This is a genomic window from Arthrobacter sp. Leaf141 (assembly GCF_001424565.1).
Classification (GTDB): domain Bacteria; phylum Actinomycetota; class Actinomycetes; order Actinomycetales; family Micrococcaceae; genus Arthrobacter.
The window spans coordinates 1-13,531 of record NZ_LMOL01000023.1 but is presented as its reverse complement, the minus strand read 5'-3'; the positions used below and the strand labels follow the sequence as shown (position 1 = coordinate 13,531).

The window sequence follows — 13,531 nt, the reverse complement described above, 5'->3', positions numbered from 1 at the left end:
CCTGGGCCATATACCGTGGACTTCGTGGCAGGGTGTTTCGTTAGCCGTGGGCCAGGATGGTGTCGATGAGTTGGGCCAGCTCCCGCGCGTCGTTCGGAGTGACTGCCGGTCCGGCTTTCACGGCCGTGGCTGCCAGGGTCCCTTTGATGCCTGTCATGGTCAGCGTTGTCTGGGCTTCCCCGGTGGCAAGGGTTTGCTTACCCAGGGCGGCGAATGATTGGTCTCCGGCGGTTTTCGCGGCTATTTGCTGGACTTCGGTGGTGATCTTCTGTCCGCCAAGTTCGATGGTGAAGTTGCTGCACGCGGCGGCCGCTTTTTGTGAAGCTTCCAGCTGATCGGTCATTTCCTGGGCGTTTTTGAGGGCAATGACGGTCACCACGATCGATGTCTTTTCTTCCGCTGACACGGTGGTTCCGGCAGCGTAGGTGCTGCCTTCGGGGACCTGGGCATTGCTATCGGAAAAGGCCTTGCACTCCGGCGGGGAGAACACGGCTGTTTTCAGGAGCTCTTTGGCTTTGATGATGCCCTGGTCGATCTGCGCCGCGGGAACCACCGTCAGGTCGCGGCCCTGGGCGTCCTTCAGGGTGGCCATCACGGAGCTGAGGTCTGCATCCGTGTAGGTCTTCGCAGGGCTGGGTTCCGGGCTGGCGGATGGTTCAGGTGCAGCGGAGGTTACCGGCTCTGTTCCGGTGCCTGTTCCACACCCCGCGAGGGCAAGGAGCGCGGTCAGGATAAGGGTTGTGAATGTCGTGCGCCTTTGCATGGACTGGTCCCCTTCAGTTCGCCGGCCGCCCCGAGTTTCGGGGCATGTCCCGGAGCCATATCCTGTCGATTCCTGTCCCGGACTGGTACGGCCGTGCTGCTCACGTACAAGAGCGGCCGGGCAGGTTTTAACCCCCTCCGTACCAATGCTTGCCTGACGCGATACCCACCAAGCTATGCGGCCCAATCGCAAACCGGGCACAGTAATCAGTACCTGCTTTACATTCCACCCACTACTCCCCCGGCTGGAAATCCGCCACGGGCGTGCCGGCCAACGACCAGCTGGTGCGGGACTCTTTCTCTGACCCACCTGGATCCTGAAGATGCGGGGATCGCTATGTGGTCAGCCGGTCAGTTGGGTTCCGTTTCCCCGTTTTCGACAAAGGCCCGGAGGGCTTGAGCCTTTGCCGGGCCCGGGATGCTTGTACAGGCATCAACGGGACTCATGGGCTAATTCAGAGTGCTATTTGCGTTGACGGTAGTCGTGCAGAATCCGGTCCTGCACCGAGCTTGAACAGTGCGAAGCTAACTCAGCAGCAATCCGCTTGCCTTGTCTCAGCCGGAACGCGTTCACAACCCATGGGGATGCAATCCAGACCACGGCGAGGGCTTTCGACCAAAGCGGCACGTCCAAAAACGCCACTACCCCCACGGCCAATGCCAGGAAGATGGCCACCAGGTAGGGAAAGAACCTCACCCGGCCAACTTAGCAGAACCACGCGGGCACGGGTCGCAGAGCAGCCCTGCAGGCGCCAAGCCTGCACGTCCGCGCCACGTCGCCAGTCGAATCGGGATTCCTGGGTTCCTGCCGCGCCGTGGACCTTGCTATAGGTCGGCAGTGCCCATTGGCGGGCAGATGAAGCCCTTGCGAACAGCTCAAAGCTGTCCCCCGTGGGTTCAACCCTCCCGGTCGGCACCCCGAATGTCAGCGTCCCGGCGTACACTCAAAGAGTCGAACATATATTCGAATAAAGGTGTGTTGTGAGCGTTGTTGTTGGTCCCCGCGTGATAGACGCGGGCGTGTCGTTGGTTTCGGCGTTACTCTCTCCAGTGCCGGTCGCGGCGGGTTTCCCGTCGCCGGCGCAGGACTATTTTGATGGGCGGATCGATTTGAATGCGCACCTGATCAAGGACGTCACCAGCACCTATGTGGTGCGGGTGTCCGGGGAGTCGATGGAGGGCGCGGGGATCAGCGACGGGGATGAGCTCATCGTCAACCGTGCCCTGCGGCCCACGGACGGGTCCGTTGTTGTCGCTGTCCTGGACGGGGAGTTGACGATCAAGCGGCTGCGGATCACCGCCGGCAAAGTGATCCTGCAGTCTGAGAACCCCCGCTACCCCGACATTGAAGTCCCGGCCCTGTCGGATCTGACCATTTGGGGTGTCGCGACCCGATGCCTTCACCACGTCTAGGGGCCCGGTCCGTGTCGAAGCCGGCGTTGATGCGGCATATGCCGCAGATCGCCCATGTGGATGTGAACTGCTTCTACGCTTCCGCGGAACGGGCGTTCAATCCGTCCCTGGAAGGCAAACCCGTGATCGTGCTTTCGAACAATGACGGGTGCGCAGTCACCCGCTCCCCCGAAGCCAAAGCCCTCGGTATCGGCATGGGTGACCCGTGGTTCAAAATCGCCCCCCGCGCCAAGGAATGGGGGCTGATCGCACTGTCGAGTAACTACGAGCTCTACGGCGACATCAGCTCACGGGTCATGGAGCTGCTGGGCCGGTACTCGGCCTGGCTCGAGGTCTACAGCATCGATGAAGCCTTCCTCGGCGTCAAAGGCGAACCCACCCACCTCCGCACCCTGGGCCGGGAGATAAAAGACGCCGTCCGGGCCCATATCGGGGTCCCGGTCTGTGTCGGGATCGCACCAACGAAGACCCTGGCGAAACTGGCGAACAAATGGGCGAAGAACAACCCGGGGTTCGCCGGGGTCTGCCACTGGGAATCCGTGCCCACAGCGGAACGGCAACGGCTAATGCGATCCCTACCCGTCATCGAAATCTGGGGCGTGGCCACCAGACTCACCAGACGCCTCAACGCCCTGGGGATCCACTCCATCCACGACCTCGCCGCCGCAAACCCCGTCATGATCAGGGACCGGTTCTCCGTTGTCATGATGCGCACCGTCCTGGAACTCCAAGGCAGCCCCTGTATCCCCATGGAAGAAGAACGTATCGGGAAGGAAAAACTGATCTTCTCCCGTTCGTTCGCCACACCCATCACCACCGCAGCGGGTGTCCGGCAGGTCATGAGCGTCTACGGACAACAAGCCGCAGCCCGGCTGGCCAAACACGACCAACAGGCCAAAGTCCTCACCGCGTTCGCCGGGACCTCCCACTTCAACCCCCACGACACCTCCTACCCCGCCGTGTGTGTACCGCTGCCCATGCCGACCGCGGACCCGGTCCTCCTCACCAGGGCAGCCCACGCGCTGCTGCCCAGAATTGTCGACGGCATCCGCTACGCCAGAGCCGGGATCATGGTCACCGACCTGCGCCCCTCCGGAAACCAATCCCCCCTCTCCCTGTTCGAGAACCCGCACGAGGAACGCCACATCGGCACCCTCCTTGAAAACGTCACCAAACGCTACGGCCGCGGATCCATCGGACTCGGACACGGCGGGATCCGCCAAGGCCTGAACTGGACCATGAAACGCGACATGCTCTCCCCCCGATACACCACCCACTGGGACGAACTGCCCCTAGCCAAAGCCGGCTAACCACCCCCACCCCGAACACCCCACAGCACAGCACCCGTGGTCGACGTCCGCTTCACCCTCGACGGCACCCCGTTGGCGGTGAGGTACGACGGACACATCTGGGGCGTCGCCGCGGACCCTGTGCGCCGGTACGAACGCGAATCCTGGTGGGAAAACCAGACAAGAGTGCCCGCCGGCGCCGCCGTTGTTGACGTCACCATCTGGCAAGTCCAGGTCCAACTCCACGGCGGCGCCCCCTTACGGACCATGCAGCTGCGCCAGCCAGCGATGACCGACCACTGGATCCTGACCTCCATCGATGACGCCGCCTAACCCCACCACGGCCGCGGCGGTGCTGCATGGGCAGGCGGTCCAGGGCTCGGCCGCGCGCCAGTCGACACCAAGGTCCACTTCCACGGTTTGGCCGGCAGGGGACGCACCAGAGAAATTCGCGAACTGCGGTGCGTTAGGTACCACCGCTACTCAGCGTCCCGGGCCGCTGCCCCAGCCGCCGTGCGCAGCTGGTCTGTGACCCCGAGGTCTTCCTGTGGCGGGCCGCGAACGAGGAGTCAGAGTTTCGTTGCCAAGGCCGGTAGCAACGATGAAACGAAGACAGAATTATTCCTGGCAGGACGGGTCGCCTGGCCGCATGAGGTCGTTGTCCCCGGCCTCAGCGGGGGTTGAGATGGAAGCCACGGTGAGCCCTGCTGAATTTTCTCCATATAGGGGGGGAATCAGACCAGTCCCGGACTTCGCGCAGCCGGACACCTATCGCATTCCCTGGAGCGGGCCTATTCTGTGGGTGTTGGCCACACCAGGCCTGCGGAGGTGCTGGGGCTTTCCGTGACGTTATGTCATCGGAAAAAGAGAGTCGGTACCCCATGGAGAACTCATCCAAGTCCACGGTCCCAGCAGCAGCCCGCAGCCTGCGGTATCGGATCTCCCCAGTCCTGTCATTGATGGCCGCCGCGATCATCGCGTGTGCGGGCTTCGCGGCGCCGGCGCAGGCTGCCGGTACGGCCGGCACCTACACGACGGGCCGGGCGGAGGTCACGCTGACGGCAAACGAATTTGGCTTGCCGTTCGCGAACAATCCGGTGCAGGTCGTAGCCGGCGTGGATTCCGTATTACCCAGCACCAAAGTCCCGTCCGGCACCGTCAGCCTACTGTCCGACACCACCGGCAAGGTGCTGAGCGTAGGCGATGTAAACACCGATGAGCCGTTCCTGGGCGTGACGTTCATGGACTCGCCCGCTCTTTCTCTGGGGGCGAATTACTTCAAGGCGGCGTATTCGGGCGACGCCAACTTTTCGCCCAAGACCATCAGATTCGCTATACAGGGCATCAGCGGACCAAAAACCCAAACAGCTATCACCGTCAGTCCGGCCGGATCGTCCGTCGCTGGCCTACCCATCACCATCACGGCCCGGACCACGGCGCTGCCTTCCGGTCCGCTCACCGGACGCCCCGTTGGGGAATACATCCTGGAGATCGACGGCGTTGAGGTCGATTACCACTACATAGGGGCGGGGTGGCAGTACGTCTTTACCGTCACTAACCTGCCCGCGGGACAGCACATGTTCACCGTAAGGTACGTGGACCAGCTAGGTAATTACGGATGGTCGACGTCCGCGCCGGTGACCTACACAGTCACGCCTGCACTGGGTGCGGTGAAGACCGAGTTTCATTCCTCGCATCACGGTGACATTCCGGCCGGGACTGCTGTTACGGTCCAAGCGGTGATCAAACCCGGTGTTGTTGGCGGAGCCACGCCTTCGGGATGGGTGCAATTTTACGACTGGAACACCAAAGTAGGGTCGCCGGTGAAGCTGGTCAACGGCAAAGCGGGCTACACGCATTCGACGCTGAAGTATGGGAAGCACGTCCTTCAGGCCAGGTACCTTGGCTCCAGTTCCTATATGGCGGTGTTTACTCCGGCAAGGACGGTCATCATCGGCAGCTGATGCCGGCGCCCGGTGATGTTCTGCTGATGTGATCAGCCGGCCGGACAAACGTCCGGCCGGGATTCCTTGCGGTCTGATGAAAGGCCCGCATATGCGCATCGAATGTACACCCGCCGGCCCTGGAGAGTGACTGACACCTGAGTCGACGCGCATCACTGAGATCCGGCGATGCAGCCCTGCGGGAGACAGCAGGGATGTCAAAGCAGTCAGAAGTCGCTTGCGATGCGGTACGGCTGCCGGCCGGCGCTGGGGCTGGAGTGACCTGTCGTGGCCACTCAGGGCAATGTGTTGTCCCAATCGTCGCGCCAGTTTCCGAACATTCCAAAGTTGAGGTTGTCAGAGGGGTTATGCCGGCACCGGCCCCTTATCGGGAGGTCATTGATTCGATCCTCGTCATGAGCAACAGCGGTGTTTCGGAGTGAGGATCCACGGGAGGTAGTGGAGTCCTCTTTTGCGCTGCAGCAGTCGGCATAAGTCGTTGCTTTTGCGAGACCGGCACAGGAGCCGGCTGCTTCGGAAGCACTTTTCTCTGTCATTTGATTTCCTGAAGGAGTATGCCGACACGTTAAAACGAGGTGTGCTTTGTGGATCTGAGAAAGGTCCAGCAGTTCGGTATCCGGCTGGTACTTCCTGAGCAATATCTCTGCTTCGTGCCGGTGCAGGTCAGGGGCCTAACCGTCGTTCAGAGTATCGTCAGCCCTTACTGTTCTGCTTACGCGGTGAAGACCGATGGGACGGTGTGGTCCTGGGGCCTGAACAGCTTCTTTGGCCAACTTGGGAACGGCACCACCACCGACTCCTACGTGTCGGTCCAGGTAACGGGTTTAACCGGGGTCAGAAACGTGGTTGCCGACTCTTTCTCGGTCCACGCGGTGAAGACTGACGGAACGGTGTGGGCGTGGGCAGTAACGACTACGGCCAGCTCGGGAACTTCAGTCCCAATCTATCCACCATTCCCGTCCTAGTCTCGCAGCTGGCGGGCGTTGAGAACATGACCACCGCCTACGAATCGGGATACGCGGTAAAGACTGATGGGGGCGTATGGGCCTGGGGTCACAACGACCGCGGTCAATACGGCTAGGCGACGGCACCACCACAGACTCGAGTGTGCCGATACACGTGGGCTGAGCTCTAATAAAAAGGGAAAGCTTTGTTCTCGATTAGATCAATTCTCACAATACGTCGTTTGTGAGTGCTGCCGCCGACAGGTTCCCAGCTTCTAAGTGAGACCCCTTTTCTTACAAGGCCACGTAGCAAGGCGACGCCACATACCGTGGAGCCATGACGAAAGAAGAAATAGCCCTCTGGGTTCAGGTTGCCGCCGTGGTCGCGGCCGTCGTAGCCGCGATAATTGCGTTGGTCATTTCCGCGCTGGATCGCCGGAATGCGAGACAGATAGCCGCGGAAGACCGGCGTATAGCGCTGGAGCATGATCAGTTGCTTTTCGAGCAGTCAGAGTTGCTGCGCTTGCTCCAAAACTTGCGCCGTGGCAGTCATACTGACGCGGACCTATGTTGAGGTCTCCCCCTTTACTTATGAGACACGGGGAAGGCCATCAGGTCTGCCGCGATCGCCGGCGATTGATCAGGAGGCTCGTGCCAGCCGGCTGTACTGCCCAGGACGGCCGCGGGTAATCGTCCTTCCAGCTCTGAACGATCAACTGAATAGGACTCAGAATTCTTTGTAGATCCGAAGCGAAAAACGAAATCCCTCCAGCCTGAGGCCGGAGGGATTTCGTAGAGCAGTGAAACATCCGCTCATCACCCAGCGTAGTGGGCAAGGGACCGGTTAGTAGTGGAGTTCGAAGTCCAGGTCGAGATCTCTGTTCTCGGTGAATTCGCGCCAGGGTGGGCCGTTCGGTGCGGTGCAGAGACTGGTTAGGCCTCCCGGTCAGCCGTGGCGAGAAATTCGAGCGGAGGCGCCTACAAGACATTGCGAAAGAAATACGAAAGGAAGCTCCACCGGCATGAACTCTCCGGGATGATGAGCGTCAGGCTCTCTACAGATTGAGGCGCATGTTCACAGGCAAGGGCAAACCAGACAGCAACCGGTCCCGGGCGAGGAAAGTCGGGCTTGGCTACTGCGTTATGGCCGTCGTTTCCTGGGTTTTGGCCGTCTACGTCGGCATTGAAAGCTCAAACTGGTTCGTTCTTCTCATCCCAGCTGCAGTGACCCTCGCCGCAGCGGGATACATCTACGTCAATGAAAGAGATCACCGTGATGCGCCACGGTGAGGCCCCGAAACATCTGCCACGCTATCCGTTCAAGGAGGAGTTTTGATGCTGCCAAAGTCGAATCGTGACCGGAGCCGTCTCATCGCTGCTGGTTTCGGCGTCAGTGCCTTGGTGTTCATGATCATTGGCGTGTTCATTGCTCTCAGCCAACAAAACTGGCTCGTCTTCTTCCTCGCACTCGGGATAGCTGCATGCGGGGCCCTGTACCTCTATTCGCAGGAACGTGGCCACAAAGAGCCGTAACCCGCGACAGCAAACAAGACCACGAAAGCAGGGGCGCCTGAAGTGCTCGCCACCATCTCGGGTAGAGAAGCATTCCGCGATGCAATGCAGACAGAGATCATCGGACCCGGTCTCCGCATCATCAGTCTGTTCGCGTTCATCATCTATAAACGTATGAACAGACGAAAATAGGCCCCGACGCCCCCGAGACGATCAGCACAGCGAGGAAGATGCCTAGGAAATGACCGAGCGCCGGCGTGAAGCGCCGAACCCCGAATGGGTCCAGATGTACAGACAGGGCATACCCGCCCGGAAGATCGCTACCCTGGCCAGAGTCGCCGGCTCCTCGGTCCGATATCACCTCGCCCTGGCTAAACGGCAGGACCCCGGCCTTGCTGAGGCAAACCAACAGCTACTCCCCCGCACACCAAGGACCACCACCGCCGGCCGCACCAACCTCCAAGAAATCCTTACCTTCTTCCACAGCACGGGCCGGCTCCCCTCCGCTGGCGGGACCACGGCCCGGGAACGGGACGAAACCCGCTGGGCCACCCGCTTCGCAGCACTCGTCGCCTACCGCGCCGAGGGCAACGACTGGCCCCGACACAACAAGACCACCGACCCATACGAACGCCAACTCGGCCTCTGGCTCCATGGCCAACGGATCACCGCTCGCGCCTCAAAGCTCGAACCACGGAAAGCAGCAATGCTCGACACCACACTCCCAGGGTGGCGGGCCGGCAGGAAACACAGCAACCGCGGACCGCAAGCGTAGATATCTGAAGCAATAGTTAGGACAAGAACATGGCACTTCTCTACCTGGTTGCTGGCTGCATCTTCTTCGTGGGGTTCGGAATAAGCTACTTTCTCTGGCAAACGGCAGATCGCCGTGGACGATCACCGGAGTTCAGAAAAAGAACTATCATCTCAAGTGTCGCTGGTTTGGTTCTCGTTGCGACCTGTTTGGTCCTTTTCCTGCTGAATCAGCCTTCTACCTAAGCGACGTTGGGCGTCATTCGATGAGTAGGAGATCGCTCACGCACGAGGGCGCCGAAGTGCCGGTAGAACGCATCCCGTCAGATCTCGAACCCGCGGGGAAGCCTGCCTTCCAGTTCGAGGCAGTTCGTGAGGTTCTTCGGCGGATACCAGGGTCTCCGATGAGCGACGGGAAGAACCCTCATTCGTTGAATCTCACTGATTACTCCAAGCTGCACTAGGGGGAACATGCCATGACGCCCGTACTGATCGCAGGCCTGGTTGTTCTGGCAGCCGGCATCTTCGGATGGCTAATTTCGAAACGCCTAGCTAGGATCGCAGGCAGATCCCACCCGTTTCTCGCAACAGATACTGATCGAATCAGGTTTCAAAAACGACAGCTTTTCCTCATCAGAATCACGGGCTCATCGCTTGCTCTTTTCGGCCTGGGACTATCAATTTTCGGACTGGTTAATGGGGTCTAGTAAGGACTAATCCCCCCGGGCCGTAGCCAGCGAAGGGAGTGAACGGGTATGGACCCGTGCACTCCCTTCTTCTGTGTTGTTGGATAGCGGCCAACGAGAACAGTATGTCGCAAGATATGGGGGGTCCGCTGAGTGACTGCTTAGGTGCCCGCTTTCAGGTATTGCATCCTTCACGTCATTGTCGCTTCAGACGATTGAAATTACTCGGCCTAAACGTGCTGCGCCCGGAGCCCGAAACATGGGACAAGCACTCTCAATGACAACGCAGGGCCCCGTAAAGGATCCTTTAGCGGTAACTATGAGAACGCATGGAGTTGATCGGCAACGGCTGGGCTTACTGGTGAAAGGGAAGCTGGGCGTTAGGCGGGAAGGGAGAGACTCCTTGTGCGGGGGTTAGAGTGAACCACTCGCCGCCCTGCTTGGCGGCGAAAATGATGACTCTCTGATTGGAATCGAGGGGATCCCCGTCGGGGTAAGAATCGCTTCCAGTGCAGGTCGGGGGCATGGAGGAAATGTGGAGGTTCCCGTCTCCGGTATCCCCCTTGAGTATCTGCTCGACTTCAACAAGATGGGTCGCTGCCTTGGAACCATAAATGCTGGTTTCGCCGGCCCGGCCGACGGACCTTCCAACGAGCACCGCGCCGGCGTTGTCGTATAAGTCCTGAGGGGTCTCGAACCGGACCCAGTCAACGCACGACACCGGCCCGCCGCCTGAAATTGGGCTGCCAGGAGGACCAGAGATTGAACCGGTGGAGGTTATCGTGGGCTCGGCCGTTCCCGGTTCGCCTGGAGAATTTCTGAAGTTGAGTGTGTCACTGTCGCTCTTCCAGGTGAGAGTCCCGTTGCTGAAGGTCTGTTCAATCGGGCGCTGCAGGAAATTTAATACCCACTGCTGCTGCTCGCCGGAATCGCCAGTGCAACCGCTCGCGCCGATTGCGATGTCCCCGACGGTCAGGGTGGTACCAGTGATGGTCACTGGGCCGCTCATGGGTCCGCATTGGGTTGATACAGCAAGCCAAAGTGCCCCAGGTACGGCAGCCAGCTGCGCGCTCACGCCGGCAGCTGCCCATGGAAGGTCTCGATTGTTGCCGGTGGCTGAGATGGCCGTGTAGTCCGTGCACGGGGCCGACGGTAGGAACGCCGCGCATGATTCTTCGGGCGGGGAAGTGCTGCTGGAATGCGGAGTTGGGTTGGTTAACGCTGGGGATTCGATGGAGACAGGCTCGGCGCTGCCTGGCCCTCCTATTCTCATGTCACCGCACGATGTCAGCAGCATCCCAACAAATAAAAGAGGAACACCGGAACGCCACAACCGCGGCTGGCTTCGTTGCATTCGCTTGTCCCCACTGTCCACTGCCGTGGAAGGCTGGGCAGGTGCCCTCAGCATTCCACCTGTATCCCCTTTTGTGAAGGTGGAAGCGGGACAGCTAAAAATCTACCGAAAACGCCCCTGTGATGTCCCGTAAAGGATCCCCTTGCGGGCTACTCCGCGCATCCGATAGGACCGTGAAAAGGCGTGGTTTACCGCCGACAGTCACGCATGCGGGAAATCTCGCCCTGACGTCAGTCTGGAGTTAGTACAAATGGACATAAGCTCGCCCAAGTGGCTCAAGTTCAGTGCCCGAATAGCGTGTGAGCCGGCGTCCTGAGGTGTTCTCCGAAGAAGTCTGCCTTTTTGTCCCGGAGCATCGCATCATTCATGAAGAGCGCGGACAGGCTGTCGCGTGCCGTTTCAAGAGTTTCCTGACGGGGATGGCGCCCGTCAAACCAGGTTGACAGGTCGGTGTGGGTGAGAAGCGCCGAGGAGCGGCCAACTGGTCTGGAGTCCCACTGTCCGTTGAGGTCCGGAAGCACGTGGGTGCTGCTGAGGAGCTGAACCGCGAAGGCATCAGGAATGAGCTCGGTCATGAGCTCTTGCCCCCACATGGACGATGTTCGCAGATGGGGCCTGACCGGCCAGTCGAGGTCAATTAGATCCTGCCAGGAATACCCAGGCATGTTGATTCTCTTGACCAGTCCGTACTGCGCATAGTCGGCCATCGCCTCCAGCACCCCCGTCAGCTCGGCGAGACCTTCCTTCCAAGCGCTGGGTCGAAGGCGCCACTCCAAACTGAGGAAACCGTCGCGAGTGATGGCGACGCGGCGTGCCTCATTGGGTCCCGCCGCGCAAGTCAGTGCGGCCGTGGGGATGGCCCCGTAGGCCGCCAACAGAAGATCCCGGCACTCTTCCTGCTCGCACTTAAACTGCGTCAGCCCAGAGTTGACGAAGTACTTCCCGGACGGGACGTTGCACCAGCGAAGGGCATAGTCAAAAACCGCCTCCAGCACCACGGGATCGACCTCCCAGCGATATTCCGCCCGCGCACGGCCGACATCCGGAACAGGGGGAACAAATGCCGGCTTTCCCCGCAGACTGATCCCTGCCGCTACTGCAGGGAAGAACCGATCCGGGCTGTCGACGGGAGACTTTTGGAACCCACAGGAAATCAACCGGCCGACAACTCCCTGCTCACGCAAGTTATCGGCGATCCTGCGCACCAGTTCCAAAGCCTCCTTGCGGTCAGGTACATCATGAACGATCAGCACCGGCCCCTGGGAGGTTGCGGCCACTCCCCCGAGGCCCATTTCCCCAAGACCGGGTAGTGCGAGCTCCAACCTGGATTTTCGTAAACATGAAGCAGCCTGATCTACCGATAAGTCTGAGCGTAAACGCAGGTGGACCGTCCCACACCGCCTCCATTCACGCAAAATCATCTTTTCACTGACGCTCAGACCACTGGATTCAATCTTCATCGGATCTCGAAGGAGTAGGTGCCCAAAGCCTCTTTGATGCCATGAAAATCCAGGGTGTAGTGCCCTGCGGGAATGTTGTTGATCTGTTTGTCCCCGGCCCAGCATCGCCCAGTCGCGATCTGCGCGACCGTGCCCTGGGACATCAGGTGCCATTTCCCGTAATAGGGACACCTCCCAATTTCGGGGTAAGTGGACTGCCCACCAGCCGGAAGCGCGAACGTATACAAGTCCCGGGGCGCCTTCGTCTCCAAATTCCCCGCACCTGCGCCAAGAACACCACTACCGCCAGCTTCGTCCCAGTCCATACGGAACAGTTACGCACGAAACCTCGCCTAAAAGCGGACCCCTGATTCTTTCTTGAGCCTTTGGCCGTTTCGTAGCGCCGGCGTCCGGTGAAGGATCCTCTACCGGGGCGCCGCTCCGTCGCAGAGAAGGCACAATATATGCGTCCCCGACCCTATGGCGTGACGCGCTCGAATCGTGCGGTACGTATGTAAGGCTGATCAAATGGAGCTTCAACCGACCCCTGACCAGGCCATGGCCCTGATGACTTCCGGGCTGTTGGACGTCGACGACTTTCCTGACATTGCCGCCCAGTGGCTGGCGGACGGCATGGATTCGGCGAACCTTCGCACACTTGCCGGCGCCGACAACGAGGATCCCAACGACATCCGTGACTTGTGGACGGCAACCCTGCAGGACTTAGAAGTCCAAGCCATTCCACTTGAAAAGCAGTGGCCTTTGATCTGGGCATACGAACTAGCCTCATGGAAAACTGGCCAGCGAACCAGGGGGCAAATCCTCCGAGATGCCGTTCAATACCTTCGAGCAGTCGAGTATGCCGATCGAGACGCCGAGGAAGCGTATGTCCTATGGCAGCTTTGGGACGAGCTCACCAGCAACTACATCCCCCCAAGGACCGAAGATGAAATCTGGGCGGACGTAGACAAGTACCTCCACAGCTTCGATTGACTTACTTGCTCAACCTCTGCGCTTCGAAACACAAGCCATACAAGACAGCCGGAATGAACGGTATGGCGCCCGGCTAGGGTACCGCTGCGGGCGGCTACCGCCCTTGGGTTCTCTCGCGCTTCAAGGTGCTAATCGCCCTAAACAAGAGGTAAATCGACCCTGCTTCCAGCAGCGCATACGCGATCGTTCGCCACGAAGCCCCGTTGTTAGCGAAATCGATTGCACCAAACACCACCCAGAGAACGATCCCGATACCTGCGTAGACGGCCCAGGTTCGGGGCGCTTCAATTTTTTTCATCTAGTCCCCGCTAACGCACCAGTGAATTGCGTTCCGACTCATCCGCCGGTTATTGCTCAAAGCCTAGCTGTACTCGGCCAGGACGTTGGTTACATCGTGAAAGGGTGAAGACCTCTTAGGTTGG

Annotated in this window: 16 protein-coding genes; 10 read left to right on the top strand and 6 right to left on the bottom strand. The window is 59.9% G+C overall.

Annotated elements, in window-relative coordinates:
• Positions 1-40: 40 nt before the first annotated feature.
• Together ASF72_RS15125 and ASF72_RS20390 are read right to left on the bottom strand one after the other, a co-directional pair.
• Positions 41-763: a hypothetical protein gene (locus tag ASF72_RS15125; RefSeq protein WP_157371005.1), complete on the bottom strand. Its 723-nt coding sequence runs from the start codon at positions 761-763 to the stop codon at positions 41-43.
• 462 nt (positions 764-1,225) lie between these two features.
• Positions 1,226-1,459 (bottom strand): hypothetical protein, encoded by a 234-nt coding sequence (locus ASF72_RS20390; RefSeq protein WP_157371004.1) that lies wholly within the window; start codon positions 1,457-1,459, stop codon positions 1,226-1,228.
• A 284-nt stretch (positions 1,460-1,743) separates the two neighbouring features.
• On the opposite strand from ASF72_RS20390, the gene ASF72_RS15120 reads away from it, so the two are divergent.
• The 6 genes from ASF72_RS15120 to ASF72_RS21270 all read left to right on the top strand — a co-directional run bounded on the left by ASF72_RS15120 (position 1,744) and on the right by ASF72_RS21270 (position 6,509).
• A complete protein-coding gene (locus ASF72_RS15120) occupies positions 1,744-2,175 on the top strand; it encodes a LexA family protein (RefSeq protein ID WP_056600291.1) in 432 nt (143 codons plus the stop codon).
• A gap of 29 nt (positions 2,176-2,204) precedes the next feature.
• Positions 2,205-3,485, top strand: a complete 1,281-nt coding sequence (locus ASF72_RS15115) for a Y-family DNA polymerase (RefSeq protein ID WP_200933666.1) — start codon at positions 2,205-2,207, stop codon at positions 3,483-3,485.
• A gap of 36 nt (positions 3,486-3,521) precedes the next feature.
• Entirely contained in the window at positions 3,522-3,797 is a 276-nt protein-coding gene (locus tag ASF72_RS15110) for a hypothetical protein (RefSeq protein WP_050687202.1), read from the top strand.
• Positions 3,798-4,345: 548 nt separating this feature from the next.
• Positions 4,346-5,428 carry an Ig-like domain-containing protein gene (locus ASF72_RS15105; protein WP_056600285.1) on the top strand — a complete coding sequence of 361 codons (1,083 nt, stop codon included), beginning with the start codon at positions 4,346-4,348 and terminating at the stop codon, positions 5,426-5,428.
• Positions 5,429-6,003: 575 nt separating this feature from the next.
• Positions 6,004-6,393: an RCC1-like domain-containing protein gene (locus tag ASF72_RS21275; protein WP_050687198.1), complete on the top strand. Its 390-nt coding sequence runs from the start codon at positions 6,004-6,006 to the stop codon at positions 6,391-6,393.
• Positions 6,394-6,419: 26 nt separating this feature from the next.
• The gene (locus tag ASF72_RS21270) at positions 6,420-6,509 is read left to right on the top strand and encodes a hypothetical protein (protein ID WP_432244581.1); all 90 of its coding nucleotides are present in this window, start codon (positions 6,420-6,422) and stop codon (positions 6,507-6,509) included.
• A gap of 50 nt (positions 6,510-6,559) precedes the next feature.
• On the opposite strand, the gene ASF72_RS20385 is transcribed toward ASF72_RS21270, so the two are convergent.
• Positions 6,560-6,859, bottom strand: a complete 300-nt coding sequence (locus ASF72_RS20385) for a hypothetical protein (protein WP_157371003.1) — start codon at positions 6,857-6,859, stop codon at positions 6,560-6,562.
• Positions 6,860-7,443: 584 nt separating this feature from the next.
• On the opposite strand from ASF72_RS20385, the gene ASF72_RS20380 reads away from it, so the two are divergent.
• The 3 genes from ASF72_RS20380 to ASF72_RS15085 all read left to right on the top strand — a co-directional run bounded on the left by ASF72_RS20380 (position 7,444) and on the right by ASF72_RS15085 (position 8,659).
• A complete protein-coding gene (locus tag ASF72_RS20380) occupies positions 7,444-7,662 on the top strand; it encodes a hypothetical protein (protein ID WP_157371002.1) in 219 nt (72 codons plus the stop codon).
• 42 nt (positions 7,663-7,704) lie between these two features.
• Positions 7,705-7,905, top strand: a complete 201-nt coding sequence (locus tag ASF72_RS15090; protein WP_157371001.1) for a hypothetical protein — start codon at positions 7,705-7,707, stop codon at positions 7,903-7,905.
• 220 nt (positions 7,906-8,125) lie between these two features.
• Positions 8,126-8,659, top strand: coding sequence for a helicase associated domain-containing protein (locus ASF72_RS15085; protein WP_056600281.1), 534 nt, complete (start codon positions 8,126-8,128; stop codon positions 8,657-8,659).
• Positions 8,660-9,678: 1,019 nt separating this feature from the next.
• Here the strand turns inward: ASF72_RS15085 and ASF72_RS20095 are convergent.
• The 3 genes from ASF72_RS20095 to ASF72_RS15070 all read right to left on the bottom strand — a co-directional run bounded on the left by ASF72_RS20095 (position 9,679) and on the right by ASF72_RS15070 (position 12,442).
• Positions 9,679-10,332, bottom strand: a complete 654-nt coding sequence (locus ASF72_RS20095; RefSeq protein ID WP_235504743.1) for a hypothetical protein — start codon at positions 10,330-10,332, stop codon at positions 9,679-9,681.
• A 626-nt stretch (positions 10,333-10,958) separates the two neighbouring features.
• The gene (locus ASF72_RS15075; protein ID WP_157371000.1) at positions 10,959-11,954 is read right to left on the bottom strand and encodes a hypothetical protein; all 996 of its coding nucleotides are present in this window, start codon (positions 11,952-11,954) and stop codon (positions 10,959-10,961) included.
• 179 nt (positions 11,955-12,133) lie between these two features.
• The gene (locus ASF72_RS15070; RefSeq protein WP_056600270.1) at positions 12,134-12,442 is read right to left on the bottom strand and encodes a hypothetical protein; all 309 of its coding nucleotides are present in this window, start codon (positions 12,440-12,442) and stop codon (positions 12,134-12,136) included.
• Positions 12,443-12,644: 202 nt separating this feature from the next.
• Here ASF72_RS15070 and ASF72_RS15065 point away from each other — a divergent pair, with 202 nt between their 5' ends.
• A complete protein-coding gene (locus ASF72_RS15065; RefSeq protein ID WP_050687183.1) occupies positions 12,645-13,109 on the top strand; it encodes a hypothetical protein in 465 nt (154 codons plus the stop codon).
• Positions 13,110-13,531 lie beyond the last annotated feature (422 nt).

Excerpts from the sequence above, each read along its gene's own strand:
- ASF72_RS15125 (WP_157371005.1), bottom strand. The coding sequence starts at position 763 with ATGCAAAGGCGCACGACATTCACAACCCTTATCCTGACCGCGCTCCTT.
- ASF72_RS15115 (WP_200933666.1), top strand. The coding sequence starts at position 2,205 with ATGCGGCATATGCCGCAGATCGCCCATGTGGATGTGAACTGCTTCTAC.
- ASF72_RS15105 (WP_056600285.1), top strand. The coding sequence starts at position 4,346 with ATGGAGAACTCATCCAAGTCCACGGTCCCAGCAGCAGCCCGCAGCCTG.
- ASF72_RS21270 (WP_432244581.1), top strand. The coding sequence starts at position 6,420 with ATGACCACCGCCTACGAATCGGGATACGCGGTAAAGACTGATGGGGGC.
- ASF72_RS20385 (WP_157371003.1), bottom strand. The coding sequence starts at position 6,859 with ATGCTCCAGCGCTATACGCCGGTCTTCCGCGGCTATCTGTCTCGCATT.
- ASF72_RS20380 (WP_157371002.1), top strand. The coding sequence starts at position 7,444 with ATGTTCACAGGCAAGGGCAAACCAGACAGCAACCGGTCCCGGGCGAGG.
- ASF72_RS15085 (WP_056600281.1), top strand. The coding sequence starts at position 8,126 with ATGACCGAGCGCCGGCGTGAAGCGCCGAACCCCGAATGGGTCCAGATG.
- ASF72_RS20095 (WP_235504743.1), bottom strand. The coding sequence starts at position 10,332 with ATGAGCGGCCCAGTGACCATCACTGGTACCACCCTGACCGTCGGGGAC.
- ASF72_RS15070 (WP_056600270.1), bottom strand. The coding sequence starts at position 12,442 with ATGGACTGGGACGAAGCTGGCGGTAGTGGTGTTCTTGGCGCAGGTGCG.
- ASF72_RS15065 (WP_050687183.1), top strand. The coding sequence starts at position 12,645 with ATGGAGCTTCAACCGACCCCTGACCAGGCCATGGCCCTGATGACTTCC.